The organism is Aeromonas sp. MaB10011B, assembly GCF_017939325.1.
Taxonomy (GTDB): Bacteria; Pseudomonadota; Gammaproteobacteria; order Enterobacterales; family Aeromonadaceae; genus Aeromonas; species Aeromonas caviae.
Genome location: NZ_JAGKRK010000078.1, coordinates 266,191 through 286,967, shown reverse-complemented (window position 1 = coordinate 286,967; position 20,777 = coordinate 266,191). Strand labels below are relative to the sequence as shown.

The following is a 20,777-nucleotide window of genomic DNA, read 5'->3' as shown; positions in this document are numbered from 1 at the left end:
GTTGCTTGGCGAAGGCTACGAGCTCTGTTATGGTGTGCTCAATTAGCCGTTTGGATGGCTAGATGGTTGTGCGCTGACTGCATGTTCGCGCCCCCGACCGCTCACCGTTTTGATGATCATGTTGACAGGGAGTTTTTATGCAACGTCGTTCCTTCTTCACCCTTTCCGCCCTGGCGCTGCTCGCCAGCAGCCTGCCGCTGTCCGCCTTTGCCATCGATGAGGCGAAGAAAGAGATCGTCATCGGCACCACGGTTGGCGACTTTGCCGACATGGTCACCGACGCCATCAAGCCGCAGCTCGAAGCCAAGGGCTACAAGGTCAAACTGGTGGAGTTCACCGATTACGTGACCCCCAATATCGCCCTGGCGGACGGGTCGCTTGACGTCAACTGCTTCCAGCACAAGCCCTATCTGGAGAGCTTCGCCAAAGACCGGGGTCTCTCTCTGGCGCCCATCACTCAGGTGCCGACCGGTCCCATGGGGCTCTACGCCGGCAAGCTGGGGGATCTGAAGGCGGTGAAAGAGGGAAGCACGGTCGCCATCCCGAACGATCCCACCAACCAGGCGCGGGCACTGCTGATGTTGCAGGATCTGGGCTGGCTGAGCCTCAAGGAGGGGATCAATCCCCTCAAGGCGAGCGAGTTCGACGTGGTGAAGAACCCCCACAACCTCAAGCTGGTGCTGCTGGAAGCGGCGCAGCTGCCGCGCTCCCGTGAGGATGTGGACTTCTCCGTCATCAACGGCAACTTTGCCGCCTCAAGCGGGATCCCGTTCAGCTCCGGCCTCTTCCTCGAGCGCAGCTATGACTTCATCAACTGGGTGGTGGTCAAGAGCGCCGATGCGGGCAAGCCGTTCGCCAAGGATGTGGCGGCCGCCTACAACTCCCCCGAATTCAAGGCTTATGCCGCCAAGCGCTTCGTCGGCTACAAGTATCCCGAGGGCTGGCAGCAGAAGGGGTGAGTGGCGTACAAGCGATAAAAACGGGCACCCAGGTGCCCGTTTTTTATTGGAGGTCAGTAGTGGCGCAACCACCAGCGGGCGGCCAGGAGGGCGGTAAGGCTGCCAAGCAGGGCGCTTGCCAGCACATCCAGGGGCCAGTGCATGCCGATAAGGGTGCGCGAGAGGCCGATCCCGATGGCCCAGAGTGGCAGCAGCCAGGCCCCGGCGGGTGCCCGGGCCAGCCAGATCAGGCCGAAGAACTGGGCGAGGCTCATGGCGGCGATGCTGTGACCGGAGGGAAAGGCGTAGTTGACCTCTGCCTGCCAGTGCTGGCCGAGCCAGGCGGGCAGCGCCAGCAACTGGGTCGCGGCGTGGACCTGTTCGCTGCGAAGGGCCTGGCTTCCCCCATAGAACTGGCGGATGGCGGGGATCAGCTCCTGGCTCTCCAGCCAGATGAGGTAGGGCCTGGGCTCCTCGGTCAGCAGCTTGATGAGGCTCTTGATGACCCAGTCGCTCGCCAGCACGGCAAAGAGGGCGCCAGCCAGCGCCAACAAGGCGCGACCGTCCAGCGTCAGCTTGTGTCTTGTGAGCAGCAGCAGGGCGGCGATGGTGAAGACCAGCCCCGGCAAGTCCACCATGCGGGTGAGGGCGTAGGGCCACCATAGCCAGCCCGATTGCAGGGCCTGGGTCATGAACGGCTGCCAGGGCAGGCAGACGAGCAGCAGCAGGGGAAGGAGCAGGAGGGCATTGAAATGAAGCACCTTGCGGCGTGGCAACGAAGAGGAGTGAGTCGGCATCAAGGGGTCCGGTTCGGTGGCGCGAGCGGCTAGAAAGAGGCGTCATTGTGCCAGTCAGGTTGCTCTGGTCAAGGCGAAGGGGGCGAGGGCAACAGGCTGTTACATATGATGCTGCCGGACATCGTGCCCGCACCTGAGGCCGGAAGACGGAAAGATGGCCGCAGAGCGGTCTGCCAACAAGCCTCTGAAAATCCGTCGCGTTTGGGCTAGAATGGCGCGCCTGTGGCCCTTGTGGACGAGATGCGTGCCGATGAAGATCGTCGTTGATGAAAATATGCCCCATGCGGTGGAGCTGTTTGCGGAATTTGGTGAAGTGGTTCCCCTGCCGGGACGAGAAATAAGGGCCGCGGATCTGCAAGAGGCGGATGTGCTGCTGGTGCGCTCCGTGACCCGGGTCAACGAAGCGCTCCTGGCGAGTTGCCCCAGGCTGGGGTTTGTCGGTACGGCCACCATCGGCACGGATCACATCGATCAGGGGCTGCTGGCGGCGCGGGGCATCCCCTTCTTCAGCGCCCCCGGCTGCAACAAGGTGTCGGTGGGGGACTACGTGCTCTCCGCCCTGCTGGTTCTGGCGGAACGGCATGAGCTGACCTTGAGCGAGATGAGCCTCGCCGTCATCGGCGCCGGCAACACCGGCGAGAGCGTGGCCGGCAAGGCCGAGGCGCTCGGGATGAAGGTGCTGCGCTGCGACCCGCCCCTGGCCCGTAGCGGCGCCGCTGGCGACTTCGTGGATTACCGCACTGCCCTGGATGCCGACATCGTCAGCTTCCATGTCCCCTATCTTCGTGAAGGGGATGAGGCCACCTTCCACCTGCTGGGAGCCGAGGAGATCGCCGAGCGTCCGGCCGGGCAGATCCTCATCAACGCCTCCCGCGGCGAGGTGTGGGACAACCGTGCCCTGCTTGTCCGCCAGCAGGGACCCCATCCCCTGCGACTGGTGATGGACGTGTGGGAAGGAGAGCCGGAGCCCCTCAATGAACTGGTGCCCCATACCGAGCTGGCCACCCCGCACATCGCCGGTTACAGCCTGGAAGGCAAGGCCCGTGGCACCTGGATGCTCTATGAGGCGCTGTGCCGGCAACTGGGGCGCACCCCGCGCCAGGATCTGCAATCCCTGCTGCCTGCCCCCGAGGTGCGCGAGCTGACGCCGGGGCAGCCGGCGGATCAGGCGCTCATCAAGCAGCTTGTCCACCTTGTTTATGACGTGCGCCGTGACGACGCCCGTTTTCGCAACCGGATCGGGCTGCCCGGCAGCTTCGATGAGCAGCGCAAGCGCTACCCCGAGCGGCGCGAATTGGGCGCCTTGCAACTGAAAGGGCCCTTCGCCGACGACAGACTGGCCCGACTGGGCTTTGCCGTCTCGAAGCAATAAACCCGATTTCAACAAGGGGAGGGGCTTGCCCAGGCGGCGCTTCCCCCCGGCCCGGCATCATGGCGGGCCTGTCATCAAACCGATACGCGTGCCAGCCGGGGCCCTCATGCCCGGCCCCGACGGGCCGCATCACAGGAGAACAGATCAGTGAGTCAGCAATTCAACGTAGCGGTATTGGGTGCCAGCGGCGCCGTGGGTCAGGCCATGATCGAGATCCTGGAGGAGCGCGCCTTCCCGGTAGCGACCCTCTATCCGCTCGCCTCCAGTCGCAGCGCTGGGGACACGGTGCGCTTTGGCGGCAAGAACGTCGACATCCTTGACGTGGAGGCCTTTGACTGGAGCCAGGTGGAGATCGCACTCTTCTCCGCCGGTGCCGAGGTCTCGGCCAAATGGGCGCCCATCGCCGCCGAGCACGGCTGCATCGTCATCGACAACACCTCCTGCTTCCGCTACGACGAGGACATTCCCCTGGTCATTCCGGAAGTGAACCCGGACGCGCTGGCCGATTTTCGCAACCGCAACATCATCGCCAACCCCAACTGCTCCACCATCCAGATGCTGGTGGCGCTCAAGCCCCTGCACGACGAGGTGGGCATCAGTCGCATCAACGTGGCGACCTACCAATCCGTTTCCGGCTCCGGCAAGGAAGGGGTGAGCGAGCTGGCGGGCCAGACCGCCCACCTGCTCAACGGCCGCCCGGTGGAGCCGACCCTCTATCCGCAGCAGATCGCCTTCAACCTGATCCCGCAGATCGATGCTTTCACCGACAACGGCTACACCCGGGAAGAGATGAAGATGGTGTGGGAGACCCAGAAGATCCTGGGGGATGCCAGCATCGCCGTGAACCCCACCTGCGTGCGGGTACCGGTCTTCTATGGTCACGCCGAGGCGGTCCATGTGGAGCTGCACCAGCCGCTGGACGCCGAGCAGGTCAAGGATCTGTTGCGCAATGCCCCGGGCGTCACCCTGTTTGATGATGAAGGGGACTACCCGACCCCGGTGCGCGATGCCACCGGTCAGGATGATGTGATGGTCGGGCGGGTACGCCAGGATATTTCTCATCCGAGTGGTATCAATATGTGGATCGTGGCCGATAACGTTCGTAAGGGCGCGGCAACCAACAGCGTGCAGATTGCCGAACTGCTGGTACGCGACTACCTCTGAGGCCGGATGTCGGCCCCGGGCGGGGAGGGAACCCCGCCTTGATGTGGGCGCCCTGGCCCCGGGATGTGACCGGGAACCCACTCTCCGGTTTTTGGAATACCGTGTGATATCAGTGGACTAGGTTTTTTTCTACACTCTGGTTCGCGTCTGGGGCTGCTTTCTGGTCGCCGCCGGGCGCGAAATATGTCGGATCGCTGGCTTGAGACCGGCGCCTGATTTATATTGAGCCGATTGTTTTGGGGTAACTATCCAGATTTTTCAATGTGATAGGGCCGTCATACGAAGGAACGAATATGGGACATTCCCGCATAACGCTGGCAACGCTACTCGCATTGGGGCTTCTGGGCACGGTTCAGGCCGAAGAGGGGGCGCGAGAACCCTTCTTTGTCGAACTCAAGGGACCGGATGGCTCACCGCCCCCCGCGGTGCAACCAGAGCCCCGGGCCCAGCCCGTGGCGCCCGTCACCCTGCCCAGAGCCCAGCCCATCGTGCGTCAGGTGCCTGCTGCGTCGGCTGGCAGTTATGGTCCCGTGCGTCCCACCGATACCCTCTGGAGTCTGGCGAGCAAGCATCGCCCGTCCAACCGGGTAAGCGTCTACCAGACCATGGTGGCCATCTATGACAAGAACCCCCGAAGCTTCGCAGACGGCAACATCAACCACATTCTGGTGGGTTCCCACATCCTGCTGCCCACCGCCGCAGAGGCGGGGCGCATCACAGATGCCGAAGCACGCCGTCGCTTCAACAGCGACAACGCGAGCTGGAAGGGGCTGAGCCCCAAATACCTGGCCAACAAGCAATCCCACGTCGCCCAGCCGGTGGTGAGCAAGCCTGCTCCGGCCAAGCCGGCTGTGGTGGCCAAGAATACACCGCCCAAGGCGGCGCCGATCCCGGCGGCACCCAAGGCGACGGCTCCTGCCCCCGAGGTGAAGGAGACCGCCAAGGCGGCTGTCTCCACCCCCGTGGTGGTGAGCGCTGCTGCGAGCAGCGCCGCCAGCACGGCGCCGGCGCCCCTGCCCGCCACTGCGGTGGGCAAACCCTCCACCGAGATGGCGCTGGCCCTGGAAGATGCCAACGCCCAGCTCGGCCAGGTCACCGAGATGAACCACAGGCTCAAGCTGCGCCTGCAAGCCCTGACCGAAGAGGTGGAGACCCTCAAGGCCCAGTTGCAGGATCAGACCGCCCTGCAAAAAGAGGTGGCGGAACTCAAGGCCAATCCGACGCCTCCCGTGGTGGCGCCGGTGCCCAAACAGGGCTGGTTGATGGAGCTGCTCTCTTCGCCGCTCAATCTCGCCATGATCATCCTGCTGCCGGTACTCCTGGTGCTTGCCCTGGTCACGCTCTGGCTGCGTGCTCGTGCCCGCCGCGAGCTGGAAGAGCAGGAGAAGAGCCTCTCCGAGTCGACCTCCATGGTCATGGGAGACGAGAACAGCGAGTTTGAGCAGTTGATGACGGTGGGCATCGCGGATGACGAGCCCCTCCATGGCATGCCGGATCTCAACGAGCCGGAAGTGATCAGGAAGCAAGATGGCGCCAGTGCTGCCGCCGATGTCATCTTCCGGGATGACGAGACGGCGCTCTCCGCTTTTGATGTGAAGCCTGCGGTGACGACGGCGAACCGGGATCCGGATCTGGTGCCCGAGCTGGATCTGGCCCACGAGGGGGACTTCGATCTGCCCGTGGTGCCGGAACTCGATCTCTCCGACGAGCCCACCTCTTCTGCTCGTGGTCATGACGAGATCATGACCGAGGAGGAGCTGCAGGCCGCCCTGTTTGCCGAACTGGACGCGGATCTGGAAGCGGATCTGGCCCAGGCCCAGGAGGAGAGCCGCAGCCAGCGTGACGAGACACTGGCCAACTTCGATCTGAGCGATCTAGAGACCGGGTTTGGCGAGCCGACCGACGATGAGCTGGCCGCCAAGGCGCCGCACATCGATGAGACGGGGTTTGGCAAGGACGATGTGGACGACATGCTGGCCGAACTCGGGCTGGAGCCCACCAAGCCGGCGGCGTCCGAGTGGGATCCCAGCGAGCTGGCCCTGGCGGACTTCGAGGATGCCTTCGCCGAGGTGGAGTCCCATCAGGGGGAGGTGAAACCCCGCGAGCAGGTGCAAGACAGCGACTTCGTTGAAATCGACAAGCTGCTGGCCGATGCCGATGCCAGCAGCACGGAGCAGGAACCCTATCAGGGTTTCTCCCTGGATGTGGGGCTGGACGGTTTCCCCGAGGTGCTGCCGGAGTCCAACGGCTTTGATGTGGATGCCGATGACGGTGGGGTGGGGGCCAAGCTGGATCTGGCCCGGGCCTACCTCGAGATCGACGACAAGGAGAGCGCCCGTGAGCTGCTGGAAGAGGCGGTGGCCCAGGGCAGCGAGCACCAGCGCAGTGAGGCGCAGAAGCTGCTCAAGCGCCTGGGCTAGGCAGGCCCTTGTCATCCATGCACCAGAGAGGGCAGCCCGTGGGCTGCCCTCTCTCTTTGGGGGCCCCGCACCGCGGCCTCGCCCGGTCTGGGACTTTTGAGCCCGAGCGCGTATAATCCGCCCCGTTTCTTTCACTGCATCCTTTCATCAGAAGACACCGTTACCCATGCGAATTGCCCTTGGTATTGAATATGACGGCAGCCGGTACTTCGGCTGGCAGCGCCAGCGCGAAGTGATCAGCGTTCAGGAGGAGCTGGAAAAAGCCCTCAGCCGCATCGCCAACCACCCCGTCTCCATCCAGTGTGCCGGTCGCACCGATGCGGGGGTGCATGCCACCGGCCAGGTGATCCACTTCGATACCGAGTCGAACCGCGCAGAAGGCGCCTGGACCCTGGGGCTCAACTCCAACCTGCCCCCTGACATCGCCGTGCGCTGGGTCAGGGAGGTGGACGAGCATTTCCATGCCCGCTTCAGCGCCACCGCCCGTCGCTACCGTTACGTCATCTACAACCACAACTACCGCCCGGCGATCCTGGGCCAAGGCGTCAGCCACTACCACGAAGCCATCGATGCGGATCTGATGCACCAGGCCGGCCAGAGCCTGCTGGGGGAGCACGACTTCAGCACCTTCCGGGCTGTCGCCTGTCAGTCCAACACCCCCTGGCGCAATGTGACCCACCTGTGTGTCAGCCGTTCCGGCCCCTATATCGTGCTCGACATCAAGGCCAACGCCTTCCTGCATCACATGGTGCGCAACATCACCGGCTCCCTGCTGCTGGTGGGGCAGGGGCTTCAACCGGTGGAGTGGATTGCCGAGGTGCTGGCGGCGAAGGATCGCAACCTGGCGGGCCCGACCGCCAAGGCGGGCGGCCTCTATCTGGTGGATGTGGATTACCCGGCCGAATTCGGGTTGCCCCGGCCGCCCCTCGGCCCGTTGTGGCTGCCGGACTCGGCACCGGGTACGACCAGTTTTTAGTAACTGGGCCCGAAAATTTGTGGTTTAATGATCCGTCGTTTATTGCCATCGAGCCGTTAAGTCATTGAACAATCAAGGCTCGATGTGTTTTGTCAGGCACAAATGCATTAAGGAATTCCATGAGCTGGCTTGAGAAGATCCTTCCCAAGAGCAAGATCACCACACCGCGTCGTCACAACATTCCGGAAGGGGTGTGGACCAAGTGTACTGCTTGCGAACAGGTGCTCTACCGGGCAGAGCTGGAGCGCAATCTCGAAGTGTGCCCCAAGTGTGACCATCATATGCGCATCAGCGCACGTGCCCGTCTCGAGAGCTTCCTCGACGCCGAGGGACGCAGCGAAGTCGCGGCCGAGCTGGAGCCGCAAGACATCCTGAAATTCAAGGATTCCAAGCGCTACAAGGATCGTTTGTCTGCCGCCCAGAAAGAGACGGGCGAGAAGGATGCGCTGGTAGTGATGAAGGGGACCCTCAAGGGGGTACCGGTCGTCGCCTGTTCATTCGAGTTCTCCTTCATCGGGGGCTCCATGTCCTCCGTGGTCGGAGCCCGCTTCGTGCGCGCCGTCGAGGAGAGCATCAAGGAGGGCCGCGGCCTGGTCTGCTTCTCCACCTCCGGTGGTGCGCGGATGCAGGAAGCCCTGTTCTCCCTGATGCAGATGGCGAAGACCAGTGCGGCCCTAGATCGCCTCACCAAGGCGGGCCTGCCCTTCATCTCCGTGCTGACCGACCCCACCATGGGTGGCGTCTCCGCGAGTCTGGCCATGCTGGGTGACATCAACGTAGGCGAACCCAAGGCGCTGATCGGCTTTGCCGGCCCCCGCGTCATCGAGCAGACCGTGCGCGAGAAACTGCCGGAAGGCTTCCAGCGCTCCGAGTTCCTGCTGGAGAAGGGCGCCATCGATCTCATCATCGACAGGCGCGAAATGCGCAACCGTCTGGCCGGTCTGCTGGCCAAGCTGATGAACACTCAGGTCATCGAAGACTGAAGATGAGTTCACACATGCAACAACCCCAAAGCCGGTCGCTGGTCGACTGGCTTTCTTATTTGGAGCAGATCCACCCGGCCAACATCGACATGGGGCTGGAGCGGGTCGGCACGGTTGCCCGCCGCATGGGCCTCACCGAACTGCCGTTCAAGGTGATCACGGTGGCGGGTACCAACGGCAAGGGCTCCTCCTGCGCCATGGCGGCCAGCATCCTGATGGCCGCCGGCTACCGGGTCGGTGTTTACTCCTCACCCCATCTGCTGCGCTTTACCGAACGGGTGCGCGTCAATGGCCAGGAGCTGGCCGATGGCGATCACTGCGCGGCCTTTGCCGAGGTGGAAGCCGCCCGGGGCGACATCGCCCTCACCTTCTTCGAGTTCGCCACCCTGGCGGGTCTGTGGCTGTTTCGACGCGCCGCGCCCGATGTGCTCTTGCTGGAAGTGGGGCTGGGGGGGCGGCTCGACGCCACCAATGTGGTGGAATCAGACGTCGCCATGATCACCTCCATTGCCCTGGATCACTGCGACTGGCTCGGGGATACCCGGGAGGCGGTGGCGGTGGAGAAGGCTGGCGTCTATCGCAAAGGTAAACCCGCCATCAGCGGGGAGCCCAATCCGCCGTCGACCATCGCCAGCGAAGCGGCGCGCCTCGGCGCCTGCCTGCGTCAGGTTGGCATCGATTTTCGTGGTGACGAGCATGAAGGTGACTGGGATTATCACGGCCTGCACCACTGGTCGGGATTGCCCAAACCGGCCCTGCCGCTGATGAATGCGGTCACCGTGCTGGCGGCCCTGGAGTCCCTCGGTCTGCCATTGGCGGAGTCCGCCATCCGCGACGGCCTGGCCAATGCCCGCCTGGTTGGCCGGATGCAGCAGTTGCAAACCTCGCCGCTGGTCATCGTCGACGTGGCCCACAATCCCCACTCTGCGGCCTATCTCGCCAGCCAGCTGCGTCAGCGCCCCGGCAAGGGCAAGCGCCGCGCCGTGGTTGGCATGCTCAAGGACAAGGACATGGCGGGGTCGCTGGCCGAGCTTGACGGTCTGATTGACGAGTGGTTCCTGGCAAGCCTCCACGGCCCGCGCGCGGCAACGGCCGCCCAGTTGGCGACGGCACTTGGCGGCGGCCGGGGCGTGGCGCTCACCTTTGCCTGCGTGGGGGATGCCTACGGCGCCGCCTTGGCCGCATCGAGTCCTGACGATATGGTCATTGTGTTCGGCTCGTTTTACACTGTCGCCGACGTGCTGGCTCTGGGTTCGGTCTGAGCCGTTCGCTCCCCTGGCTCCGTCAACGTGACGACGGGCCGGGTTTTGCACTGGATAATCCCCTTTCAGGCCAAGTGGGTGGCGAGGGACCCGGCTTCGCCAGCCGGCGTGAGGGGAGGCGTTCTTTGCGAAGTGTGCAAGATTGCAATGGATCCTAAGTAACATGGGTGGAAATTAACTTGGCTTCGAAGTTTCAAAACAGATTGGTGGGGACCGTCATCTTGGTCGCCCTGGTGGTCATCTTTCTGCCGGACCTGATGGACGGCAACAAGCTGGAGCAAAAGGACGAGGACTTCGCCAAGATACCCCTGCGTCCGGAGCTCGAGCCCGCCAAGCCTGCGCTTCAGGTCTCGGCGGCGAGCACCCTGCCGGCCGAGCATCTGGCGAGTCAGCAGCAGGCCTCTGCCGCGACCCAGTGGCAGGTAGAGGAGATTGGCGATACCGTGACCCTGGCCAATCAGGGGGGAGCCAATCCAGCGGGAGCCAGCCAGGCTCCCATCACCCAGCAGCAGTCGGTACAGGCCGTGGCGCAACCCAAGCCCCAGCCCAAACCCGAGCCCAAGCCGGAAGTGATCGCCAAGAAACCGGTGGAGCAACCCAAACCCAAGCCTGTGCCAACCAAGCCGGTAGAGGTGCAAAAACCGGTGGAGGCCAAGCCGCAGGCGGGCCAGATCAAGACCATGGATGATCTCATCGCGAGCAAGATGGCCCAGCCGACTACGGCACCGGCGGCAGCAGCTCCGGCTCAGGGGAGCTGGATCCTGCAGCTCGGCGCCTTCAAGAATGCAGACAGCGTCAATGCCCTGGTGAGCAAGCTGAGGGCGGCGGGTTACTCGGCCCAGACGTCGCCGAGAACTCCGGTGCAGGGGCAGATCAACCGGGTCTTCATCGGGCCGGATGTCTCCAAGGCCAAGTTGCAGGGCATGCAGAGCCGGATCAGCCAGATGACGGGCTTGAGCGGCTCCGTGGTGGCCTACAACCCCTGACAGGACGATGAAATGAAAAGACCGCGCCTCATGGCAACATGGGCGCGGTCTTTTTTTGTGTCCAACACGGGGGAGGCAGTGTGGCTATCGGGCTGCCGAGGAGGACTAGATGCACTTCACCGGCTTGGGGAGGCCTGCGATCTTGGTGGCCTGCTTGGCGGGGCCTTCCGGGAACAACTTGTAGAGGTAGCGGCTGTTGCCCTTCTCCGGGCCGTACTGCTTTTCCATCGCCTTGACCAGGGCGCGGATGGCGGGGGAGGTGTTGAACTCCAGATAGAAGGCCCGTACGAAACGCACCACTTCCCAGTGGGGATCCTCCAGCACTATCCCCTCTTTCTCGGCCAGCACCAGGGCCAGCGCCTCGCTCCATTGCTCGCTGTGGCGCAGATAGCCTTGGGCATCGGTCTCGATGAGTTGGCCGTTGAACTGCAAATGGTGTGGCTCGGACATGACGCTTCCTCGAAAAGGCTATCTCAATGGGGCGGGCATGGTAGCGCCTTGCGTCCCGTCCGGCAACCGGGGCGGCGCTTGGCGCCTGCCTCGGGTGGGACTGGCCCGGCGGCTATGTCCGGCTAGGTTCGCCCCTGACCTGTCAGCAACTGGCCGTCGTTGGCCAGCACCAACAGCTCGTCTGCCAACTGGCTGATGAGGGAGAGCTGCTGGCTCAGCATCAGCTGCTCCTCGCTGCTCTCCGGAGCGATGGCCGGACAGGCTCCCGTGAGTGGCGTCGGCATCTGCCCCGCCAAGTGACCGGCGGCCTGCTCCAGGGTCTGGCTGATATGGCGGCTTATCTCCTCCAGCCCCTCGATGGGCTCGAGTTTGTCGCGATGGGCCCCGAGCGCCGAGATATAGGAGAGCAGGGCATGGTTGCGCCAGGTGAGGGTAAAGCAGAGATCCAGGAAGCGGCGGCGCTTGCTCGGTTCCACCAGCATGCTCTGCCAGGCCATGGCCAGCTCGCTGTCGGCGAGGTGGGCACACTTGCGGGCCACCCGGTAGTCCAGGGATTCATCCCGTTGGCGATGCAGGCTGGCGAGTACCGCCGAGAGGTACTTCGCATTGGCGGACAGGGAGTTGGCGATAAGGGTCGGCAACCGCTTGTATTGCCAGTCGGGCCAGAGCCAGGCCACCAGGGCGTAGGAGAGCAGGCAGCCGAGCAGGGTATCGAGCAAGCGGGGTCCGAGGATGGCGAAGCCGATGCCATCCAGCAGGTTGAACGCCATCAGCACGTAGAGGGTGATGAAGCAGACGGCGGCGCTGTAGTTGCTGCGCACCTGGGTGAAAAACAGGAAGGCGGCAAGCCCCATGATCCCCAGTTGCAGGTGCAGCTCGGGGAAGAACCAGAGCACGGGCACGCCGATGAGGATACCGGCGAAGGTGCCGAGCATCCGCTGCACCAGACGACGGCGGGTGGCGCTGTAGCTCGGCTGGCAGACGAACAATACGGTGAGCAGGATCCAGTACCCCTTGTCCAGGTGAAACGCCTGCAGAATGCCATAGCCCACTACCAGCCCGAGGGAGAGCCGCAGGGCATGGCGAAACACCATGGAGTTCGGGGTCAGGTGCTGCCTGAGCAATGCCAGCAAGGGTAGGGCGACCGGCCGTGCCAGGGGAGGCAGGCTGGTGGGCGGCGCGGCGGGGTTTTGCAGCTCTTCGGCGCTTTGCAGCAACTGGTTGATGCTGGCTAGGTTGCGACGCAGGAACTTCATCGGTGTCAGCAGGGTCTTGGGGTAGTGCTGCTTGAGGTGGGTGAACTCCAGCTGATCGCCGAGGGCCTCCAGGGTCCAGTGAATGCGTTTGTGGTGGGTGTAGGGCTTGTGCACCAGGATGGCGTAGCCAAGCTGCTGACAGGCGTCGGCAAGCTGTGACAGCACCTCCTGGAAGCCGTCGAGGACGATGCCCTGCTTGAGCTCCGCTTCCAGCTTGCTGTAGGGGTAGTGGCTGGAGGTGGCCCGCTCCTGGATCTCCAGGGCAAGCAGGTATAGGCGCAGCAGGCCCGCGAGCTCGGGGGCAACCCCGTGGCGGCCGGGGGCATGAAGACGGGCATTGAGCGCCGTCTTGGCCTGGTTCAGGGCATTGACCAGGTTGATGTTGAGCTGGGCCAGATTGTGGCGGATGGCCTGGGCGCCGTGTTCGTCGGCCGGGAAGAAGCGGGATTTCTCCTGCAAGTAGCGGGCGAGGGCGAAGTAGCTCTGGGCCAGTTGCTCGTGCAGGGTCTTGTAGGGCAGCAGCCAGAGCCAGACCAGGGACACCAGGCCGTACCAGAGGGCCCCGGCGCACAGGGCCAGCGGCTGATAGAAGAGATCCGGCGCCTTGGCGGCCCCCAGCATGGTGTAGATGGCAATCAGCAGGGAACCAAAGCTGATGGTGGCGTAGCGTTGGCCGAGGGCACCCACCATGACGAAGATAAAGGTGGAGCCCGCGAGCCCGATGGCAAAGAGCCAGGGAGTGGGGAAGAGATACTGCACGCACAATGAGGCGAACAGGAAGCAGAGCAGGGTCATGGCGAGGTTCTTGACCCTGCCCCAGAGGCTGTCGTCGGTCTCGGCGATGGCGCCGGCCACCACCCCGAGGGAGAGCAGCACGGTGAGCTGGATGTCACCGGTAGCCAGCGCGAAGGCGAGCAGCCCCGCGATGGCGAGCAGGACCTTGAGGGCGAAATAGATGTGGCTGTCTGTCAGCAGCCGGCGCAGCAGGCCGGAGAAATCCATCGGCATGCTAGGCACCACCCTTGAACGAGGTGAAATCGATGTGGCTGTCGGTCAGCAGACGGCGCAATAAACCTGAGAAGTCCATGGGCATGGGATGAAGGCAACCCTTGAGCGAAACGAAAGCGACAGCATAACCCGTCGATAACGAAACGGCCCTGATTTGGATCAGGGCCACTTCGCTTCATATCCTTGATTTGCAACTTATCCTGACAGAAATGGGCGCCAATAAAAACCCCGCCGAAGCGGGGTCTTGTGCATCTTATGCATCCATCAGTTGCGGTTGCCGCCAAGCAGGCTCAGCAGGCTCAGGAAGATGTTGTAGATGGAGACATACAGGGTGACGGTGGCAGAGATGTAGTTGGTCTCGCCGCCGCGCACGATCTGCTGGGTGGTCAGCAGGATGGCGCCGGAGGAGAAGAGCATGAACATGGCGGACAGGGCCAGGCTCAGGGCGCTCATCTGCAGGAAGATGTTGGCGACCATGGCTACCAGCAGTACCCAGAACCCGACGAACAGCATGCCGCCGAGGAAGGAAAGATCCCGCTTGGTGGTCAGGGCATAGGCAGACAGGCCGAAGAAGGTGAGCGCAGTGCCGCCCAGCGCCGTCATCACGATCTCGCCGCCGCCGTTGTTCATGTACATGTTGATGATGGGGCCGAGGCTATAGCCCAGCAGGCCGGTCAGGGCGAAGGTGAACACCAGCCCCATGCCGTTGTCACGGTTCTTTTCGGTCAGGAACATCAGGCCGTAGACACCGATGAGGAACACGGCCCAGTGCAGGGGCGGCATGTTCATGACGGTTGCTACCCCGGCTACCACGGCTGAGAAGCCAAGAGTGAGGGAGAGCAGCATGTAGGTGTTGCGCAGCACCTTGTTGGTGTCGCGCACGGCACCCTGGGTGCCAGTGTAGATAGAACGGGTATCCATCTTGATGTCCTCTTGATTTCCGGGGTGAAGCGACGAGTTGTGCTTCGTTAACGCATTGTATGCACTGAATGTGTGGATGACGAGCGCTGATTTCAAGCGCCACCCCACCTGCGTGGTGCCTACTATCCCAGAGCAAAGATGTATTGCGCATGAACAAGGAGGCTCAAGGCGTTGCAGAGGGCGCCTGCTCCTGCTCTTTACCCTGTCTGGCGATCCGCGTCGGCGAGAAGCCGAACTGCTTTCTAAACGCCGTGATGAAATTGGCCACATGGTCATAGCCGGCGTGGGCGGCGGCCCCTTGCAGAGAGAGGCTGCGGGCCTCCAGCCTGGCCCGCGCTTCTTGCAGCTTTCGCTGGCGAAGGTAGCGCTGCAGGCTCATGCCCAGCTCTTTTTTTGCGGCCCGCTGCAAGGTGGAGACGCTCATGCCGAGGGTGGCCGCGATCTCGGTCAGGGTCATCTCGTCCACTTTTTCATCCCTGAGCAGCATCTTGAGGCGCGTTGGTTGCTCGTTCTGGCGCTGGCAACAGGGGGAGGCGGCCTGCTGGAGGTGGGTCATCAGGCTCTCTCAGACACTGAGAGCAAAGGCCTTGCGCATCAGCATCTCGGAGGCGTTCTGGCTGCTGGTGAGATTGAGCGCTTCCGCAATCTGTCCAAGGGCTGCGGGCAGGGTCCAGTCGACGCGGCTCAGATGGCGGCTGAAGGTCTGTGCGAAAGCCTTGCGATGCGCCTGTGCCAGATTGTGGGCGAGCCAGGTGTGGTCCAGGGAGAGGACGATGCTGCGGCTGCGCACCTGGGCTTTGGCCGCCCCCTGCACGATGTCGGGCTCGGTATAGAGGATGGCGGTTGCCACTATGGGGTCGGACTCGTGGAAGCGACACCCCTTGAGCCTGTGAGTGGCGCCATAGGTCATCAGGGCCCGGCTCTCGAGGGGAATGGCGATGATAAACTGCGGCGGCAACTCCCGCTCGGTGGCGAAGTCTGCCTTGTGAACGATGTCCTTGTTGTGAAAGCGAAGACCCTCCTGGATCACTAGGTTCTCCCCCCTGCCGGTGAAGCGCCCCCGTTGGCGTGCGCTGGTGTCCCTTGCCACTGTGTCAGTCATGTGCAATTTGACCATGTCGAAGAGTGAAATGACCACACCGCAAAACTGCGGCGGAAGATGGAGTGATATATTAGCCCCCGGAAAATTAAATGAAAATGATTATCATCTCTATCTTGGGATCACTCTTACTATGGTTGTCTTGAAGGATAAAGCGCGAAGCCCGCTGGCTCTGGCCATCTCTGCCGCTCTGGCCGTCACCTTTGCCGCCCCGGCAGGGGCACACACACCGGACATCAAGCCGGACGAAACCCTGGTCGTCTATGGCAATCCACTCTACGGGATGTCGCCGTCGGAGGAGACGGGAGGCTATGGGGTCGACTCGGCCACCGTCGGCACCAAGACGCCGGCGGCCCTCAAAGACATCCCCCAGTCGATCACCGTGTTGACCAACGACTACATCGAGGAGCGTAACTTCGTGGCGGTGGACGATCTGGCCAAGTTCACGCCGGGTCTGCGCACCCTGGTCAACGACAGCGGTCGCTCCTCCATCTTCTCCCGTGGCTATGAATACGACGAAGTGAACCTCAACGGCCTGCCATCGCCCATGCAGAGCAAGTACGGCACCCTGCCATCGCTGGCGGCGGTGGATCGGGTGGAGATCATGCGGGGCCCCTCCGGCCTCTTCAACAGCACCAGCGAGCTGGGGGGCGTGATCAACATGGTGCTCAAGCGTCCGACCGACGCCTTCAAGGGCTCGGTCACGGCGCGCTATGGCAGCTGGGACAGGCATTACCTGGAGGCGGACATGGGGGGCGCACTCAACGACGAGGGTTCCCTGCGCGGCCGCGTCGTGGTGGCCAACGCCGACATCAAGAACCAGGTGGACTACAACAACAACGACAACGGTACCTACTACGGCACCCTGGAGTTCGATCTCTCGGATCGCACCCGCCTCTCCGTCTACGCCCTGCACCAGACCAAGGACATCCTGCCCACCAACGGCCTGCCGGCGTACAAGGACGGTTCCCTGCTCGACATCGGCCGCAGCACCTACCTGGGGTCGGCTGAAGACTTCTTCGACGCCGACACCACGGATGTGGGGGCCTCGCTGCAATACGCCTTTGCCAACGGCGGGGTGGGTCAGGTCTCGGCCCGCTACATGGATCACGACATGCGGCTGGAGCAGACCTTCACCAACGGCCCCGTGGACGCGGCGGGCAACACCGGGCTGATGTTCAACGGCCAGGGGAACCAGCAGAAGAACATGGCCTTCGATGCCAACTACAGCCAGATGTTCGATCTGTTGGGGCACAAGAGCGAGTTTGTGCTGGGCTCCGACTACAAGCGCTACGAGTCGGACATCCAGACCTACACCAACCGCAACCTCGGCAAGATCAATGTGTTCGATTTCGACCCGACCCGGGTCGCCAAGCCGGACTACAGCTACACCAAGAATGACCATGAGGAGCAGTCGGAGCTCGGTCTGTATGGCAAGGTGACCTGGCGGCTGATGGAGCCGCTGGCGGTGATCACCGGGGCCCGCGTCTCCTGGTACGATCTGGATGCCGTCAGCACGACCCTGAGTTCCGGAGCCCAGAGTGGCGAGTCCAGTGCGTTCAACGGCAAGCTCACCCCCTACGCGGGGGCCGTCTATGACCTGAGCGACGCACACGCCTGGTATGCCAGCTACTCCAAGGTGTTCAAACCCCAGACCAGCCAGGACGAGAGCGGCAACCTGCTCAAGCCCCGGGAGGGCAGCCAGTGGGAAACCGGCATCAAGTCCTCGCTGCGTGACGGCCTGCTCAACACCCGGGCGACCCTCTTCCTGATGAAGGACGACAACATCGCGGCCCAGGCCTACGACGATCAGGGCATTGCCATCACCAACACCTACTGGGCCACCGGCAAGGTGGAGACGCAAGGGGTGGAGCTGGAGGCGAGCGGCTATCTCAGCCAGAACTGGATGGTGATGGCCGGCTATACCTTCACCGACATCGAGGAGAAGGCCGGGGATCACAACCCGAAATTCGACACCATCCCTCGTCACGCCCTCTCACTCTGGACCGACTACCACCTGGCCGACTGGGTGCAGGGGCTGCACCTCGGGGCAGGCATGACGGCGGTGAGCGACTACGGCTTCAACCAGAAGGGGGTCGAGACCCATCAGGGGGGCTATGCCCTGTTCGATGCGGCGGTGCGTTACGAGATCAACGACAAGATGCAGGCGACCCTGAACCTCTACAACCTGCTCGACCGGGAGTACTTCTACCGGGTCGGCTCCACCAGCACCTTCAACATGTACGGCGAGCCGGCGAACCTGATGGCAGGCTTCACCTACAAGCTGTAACGACCGACGACAGCAGGGCCTGCGGGCCCTGCTGTCGTCTCTGTGCGCTGCCCTACGGGGGATCCCCAAGGCTGGCGACACAATCCTGGTTCATCCCATGACAAGACTCATCACCCTGCTGCTCACCATGATCACACTCTCTTCTGCCCAGGCAGACATGCTCCACTACGCCCAGCGCTTCACCCACCATTCGGCCCTGCTGGGGGAGACGCGGCAATACAGCGTCTCCCTGCCCCAGGAATATGAACGCGAGCCCGGGGCTCGGTTCCCCGTGCTCTATCTGCTCGACGGGGAGAAGAGCCTGCTGGAGGTTGTCGGCATCACCCGGGCCCTGCGGGCCGGGCTCAATCCGGCTATCCCCCCCCTCATCATCGTCGCGGTCCACAACACCGACCGGATGCGGGATTACACCCCGAGCCACACCATGACCTTGCCAAATGGGGCACCGGCGGGGCCCGGCTATGCCGTGACGGGGGGCGGGCCCCGGTTCCTGCGCTATCTGAGTGAGGAGCTGCGCCCCCTCATCGAGGAGAGGTTTCGGACCCGGGCGCCGGCCCTGCTGGTGGGCCACTCCCTCGGCGGCCTGCTGGCGCTCGATGCACAGGCGCAAGACGGCGGCCAGTTCCAGGGAGTGATCGCCATCGACGCCAGCCTCTGGTTCGATTACCCCCGCAATTACGAGCGCATCGCGTCGGAGTTGACCGGGCCGCTCAAGCACGCCTCCTCGCTGTTCATGGCGGTGGCCAACAACCCCTTCACCCCGGGATTCGGGCGCTCGGCGTTTCACCGGGATCGCCTGCAGCAGTTTGCGCGGCAGGTAGTGGGGGCACCCGGCGCAAACCTGCACGTCACCAGTCGCTACTTCGAGGAGGAGGATCACCACAGCGTCTACCACCCCGCCGTCTATCAGGGACTCCAGTGGCTGTTTCAGGGCTACCGGATGGATCTGGCGCCCGGGCACTTCAGCCGACAGGGGGTGATCGCCCGCTTTGATGCCCTGAACCGCCACCTCGGCAGCGCACTGCGCCCGGAGCTGGGGAGTCTGCGGGACATCAGGGAGAAGGCCGCGCGCTGGCCGCAGATGGCGATCTCCGTGGACGAGGCCGATGCCCTGCTGGCCCACTACTACGGGACGAAGCCGTGAAAAGCCGATATTTTTGCCTGTGTCTGGAATCGTCACAACGGCGCCGGAGACGGGTGTCGGTTCGGCGCCATCCCTGGGTAGACTGCCGAAACGAGGGGCGCCGGGTCGGTGCCCCGACAGAGGCAGGGAGTGAACGATGGCGGTTGCAGGAAAGAGGGGAGGCATGCTGGCTCTGTGGTGCGGCGCACTCCTGATGTCGGGGTGCAGTGGGTTTGCGCCTGCGCCCATTCCCGTCACCTATCTGAGTCAGGATCCGCCCCCAGGCAGGCTGCCCCTTGGGGAGACCGCCTATGTGGATGACGGTCGCTGCCCACCAGGGCAGGTCAAGCGGCTCATCGGCGGGGACGCGAAGCACAATGTGCCAAGAAAGGTGGAGTGTGTGACAAGACCGCAATGATGATGTGATTTTCACAGCCTGAAACATCCAAAAAAGAGCCCTGAGGCAGTCGCCTTGGGGCTCTTTTCGTCTGGCTGGCCTGATCGGTGTGATGCCGCAGCGGGCTAGAAGGCATCTCCAGGGACCCGCACCCAGCCTTCCATCAGGATGCGGGCGGAGCGGGACATCAACGCTTTGGTGACCGTCCACTGTCCCGCGACCTGCTCTGCCTGGGCTCCGACTCTCAGGGTGCCGGAGGGGTGACCAACGCGCACCGCTTCGCGCTCGCCGCCCCCGGCGGCCAGATTGACGAGGGTGCCGGGAATGGCCGCCGCCGTGCCGATGGCCACGGCGCAGGTGCCCATCATGGCGTGGTGCAGCTTGCCCATGGAGAGGGCCCGCACCAGCAGATCGATCTCGCCAGCAATAATCTCCTTGCCGCTGGCGGTGCGGTAATCCTTGGCGGGTGCGACGAAGGCAATTTTCGGGGTGTGCTGGCGGGTGGCCGCCTCTTCGGGGCGCTTGATGAGCCCCATGCGCAGGGCACCGGCAACCCGGATCGCCTCGAAGCGGGCCAAGGCCTCGGGGTCCGTGTTTATCTGCTCGCGCAGCTCGGTGCCCTCATAACCGATGTCCTCGGCGTTGACGAACACCGTGGGGATGCCGGCGCTGATCAGGGTGGCCTTCAAGGTGCCGCTCTTTACAACAGAATCCGGCACCTCCAGCTCGTCTATCAGATTGCCGGTGGGGAAGAGGGCGCCGCCGTCTTCACCCTCGTCGGATGGGTCGAGAAACTCCAGCACGATCTCGGCGGCGGGGAAGGTCACCCCGTCCAGCTCGAAATCGCCTGTCTCCTGCACCTGGCCGTTCGTCACCGGCACGTGGGCGAGGATGGTCTTGCCGATATTGGCCTGCCAGATGCGCACCTCACAGGTGCCGCTCTCCGGGATGCGGGACGGGTCCACCAGGCCGGCGTGGATGGCGAAGGCCCCGGCGCCGGTGGAGAGGTTGCCGCAGTTGCCGCTCCAGTCCACGAATGCCTTGTCGATGGCGACCTGGCCGTAGAGGTAGTCCACATCGTGATCGGGTTGCTGGCTTTTGGAGAGGATCACGCACTTGGCTGTGGAGGAGGTGGCCCCCCCCATGCCGTCCATGTGGGCGCCGTAGGGATCGGGGCTGCCGATGACCCGCAGGAAGAAGGCATCCCGTGCCGGGCCCGGCTGCTGGCAGCGCTCGGGCAGGTCAGATAAGCGAAAGAAGACCCCCTTGCTGGTGCCGCCGCGAAGGTAGGTGGCCGGAATTCTGACTTGTGGTATGTGGGCCATAGAGAGTGTC

The 20,777-nt window shown here is 63.5% G+C and carries 17 protein-coding genes; 10 read left to right on the top strand and 7 right to left on the bottom strand.

Annotation, left to right across the window (positions count from 1 at the left end; all coding sequences use genetic code 11):
• The first annotated feature begins 137 nt into the window (after nt 1-137).
• Nucleotides 138-959 carry a MetQ/NlpA family ABC transporter substrate-binding protein gene (locus J9893_RS18920; RefSeq protein WP_010675145.1) on the top strand — a complete coding sequence of 274 codons (822 nt, stop codon included), beginning with the start codon at nt 138-140 and terminating at the stop codon, nt 957-959.
• Between the two features lie 53 nt (nt 960-1,012).
• On the opposite strand, the gene J9893_RS18915 is transcribed toward J9893_RS18920, so the two are convergent.
• On the bottom strand, nt 1,013-1,735 hold the full coding sequence (locus J9893_RS18915; protein WP_029314731.1) for a phosphatase PAP2 family protein: 723 nt from the start codon (nt 1,733-1,735) through the stop codon (nt 1,013-1,015).
• 250 nt (nt 1,736-1,985) lie between these two features.
• Between J9893_RS18915 and J9893_RS18910 the strand changes: the two genes are divergently transcribed.
• From J9893_RS18910 to dedD, 7 genes are all read left to right on the top strand, one after another.
• Nucleotides 1,986-3,107, top strand: a complete 1,122-nt coding sequence (locus tag J9893_RS18910) for a 4-phosphoerythronate dehydrogenase (protein WP_201985231.1) — start codon at nt 1,986-1,988, stop codon at nt 3,105-3,107.
• A gap of 147 nt (nt 3,108-3,254) precedes the next feature.
• Entirely contained in the window at nt 3,255-4,271 is a 1,017-nt protein-coding gene (locus J9893_RS18905) for an aspartate-semialdehyde dehydrogenase (protein WP_010675142.1), read from the top strand.
• Nucleotides 4,272-4,564: 293 nt separating this feature from the next.
• The gene (locus J9893_RS18900; RefSeq protein WP_124813453.1) at nt 4,565-6,691 is read left to right on the top strand and encodes a FimV/HubP family polar landmark protein; all 2,127 of its coding nucleotides are present in this window, start codon (nt 4,565-4,567) and stop codon (nt 6,689-6,691) included.
• A gap of 166 nt (nt 6,692-6,857) precedes the next feature.
• Entirely contained in the window at nt 6,858-7,667 is an 810-nt protein-coding gene (gene truA / locus J9893_RS18895; RefSeq protein WP_124813454.1) for a tRNA pseudouridine(38-40) synthase TruA, read from the top strand.
• Between the two features lie 119 nt (nt 7,668-7,786).
• On the top strand, nt 7,787-8,650 hold the full coding sequence (gene accD / locus J9893_RS18890) for an acetyl-CoA carboxylase, carboxyltransferase subunit beta (protein WP_010675139.1): 864 nt from the start codon (nt 7,787-7,789) through the stop codon (nt 8,648-8,650).
• A 2-nt stretch (nt 8,651-8,652) separates the two neighbouring features.
• The gene (folC, locus tag J9893_RS18885; RefSeq protein ID WP_210600078.1) at nt 8,653-9,912 is read left to right on the top strand and encodes a bifunctional tetrahydrofolate synthase/dihydrofolate synthase; all 1,260 of its coding nucleotides are present in this window, start codon (nt 8,653-8,655) and stop codon (nt 9,910-9,912) included.
• Nucleotides 9,913-10,091: 179 nt separating this feature from the next.
• Nucleotides 10,092-10,898 (top strand): cell division protein DedD, encoded by an 807-nt coding sequence (gene dedD / locus J9893_RS18880; RefSeq protein WP_124813456.1) that lies wholly within the window; start codon nt 10,092-10,094, stop codon nt 10,896-10,898.
• Between the two features lie 105 nt (nt 10,899-11,003).
• On the opposite strand, the gene J9893_RS18875 is transcribed toward dedD, so the two are convergent.
• The 5 genes from J9893_RS18875 to J9893_RS18855 all read right to left on the bottom strand — a co-directional run bounded on the left by J9893_RS18875 (nt 11,004) and on the right by J9893_RS18855 (nt 15,635).
• Nucleotides 11,004-11,348 (bottom strand): TusE/DsrC/DsvC family sulfur relay protein, encoded by a 345-nt coding sequence (locus J9893_RS18875; protein WP_039038798.1) that lies wholly within the window; start codon nt 11,346-11,348, stop codon nt 11,004-11,006.
• A 122-nt stretch (nt 11,349-11,470) separates the two neighbouring features.
• Entirely contained in the window at nt 11,471-13,612 is a 2,142-nt protein-coding gene (gene yccS, locus J9893_RS18870) for a YccS family putative transporter (protein ID WP_124813457.1), read from the bottom strand.
• Between the two features lie 264 nt (nt 13,613-13,876).
• On the bottom strand, nt 13,877-14,533 hold the full coding sequence (locus J9893_RS18865; RefSeq protein ID WP_010675134.1) for a Bax inhibitor-1/YccA family protein: 657 nt from the start codon (nt 14,531-14,533) through the stop codon (nt 13,877-13,879).
• Nucleotides 14,534-14,696: 163 nt separating this feature from the next.
• On the bottom strand, nt 14,697-15,089 hold the full coding sequence (locus J9893_RS18860) for a helix-turn-helix transcriptional regulator (protein ID WP_210600079.1): 393 nt from the start codon (nt 15,087-15,089) through the stop codon (nt 14,697-14,699).
• A 9-nt stretch (nt 15,090-15,098) separates the two neighbouring features.
• A complete protein-coding gene (locus J9893_RS18855) occupies nt 15,099-15,635 on the bottom strand; it encodes a hypothetical protein (protein ID WP_210600080.1) in 537 nt (178 codons plus the stop codon).
• 130 nt (nt 15,636-15,765) lie between these two features.
• Here J9893_RS18855 and J9893_RS18850 point away from each other — a divergent pair, with 130 nt between their 5' ends.
• Both J9893_RS18850 and J9893_RS18845 read left to right on the top strand, forming a co-directional pair.
• On the top strand, nt 15,766-17,922 hold the full coding sequence (locus J9893_RS18850; RefSeq protein WP_124813458.1) for a TonB-dependent siderophore receptor: 2,157 nt from the start codon (nt 15,766-15,768) through the stop codon (nt 17,920-17,922).
• A 97-nt stretch (nt 17,923-18,019) separates the two neighbouring features.
• The gene (locus J9893_RS18845) at nt 18,020-19,066 is read left to right on the top strand and encodes an alpha/beta hydrolase-fold protein (protein ID WP_201920752.1); all 1,047 of its coding nucleotides are present in this window, start codon (nt 18,020-18,022) and stop codon (nt 19,064-19,066) included.
• 501 nt (nt 19,067-19,567) lie between these two features.
• On the opposite strand, the gene prpF is transcribed toward J9893_RS18845, so the two are convergent.
• The gene (gene prpF, locus J9893_RS18840) at nt 19,568-20,767 is read right to left on the bottom strand and encodes a 2-methylaconitate cis-trans isomerase PrpF (RefSeq protein ID WP_124813461.1); all 1,200 of its coding nucleotides are present in this window, start codon (nt 20,765-20,767) and stop codon (nt 19,568-19,570) included.
• Nucleotides 20,768-20,777: the final 10 nt, after the last annotated feature.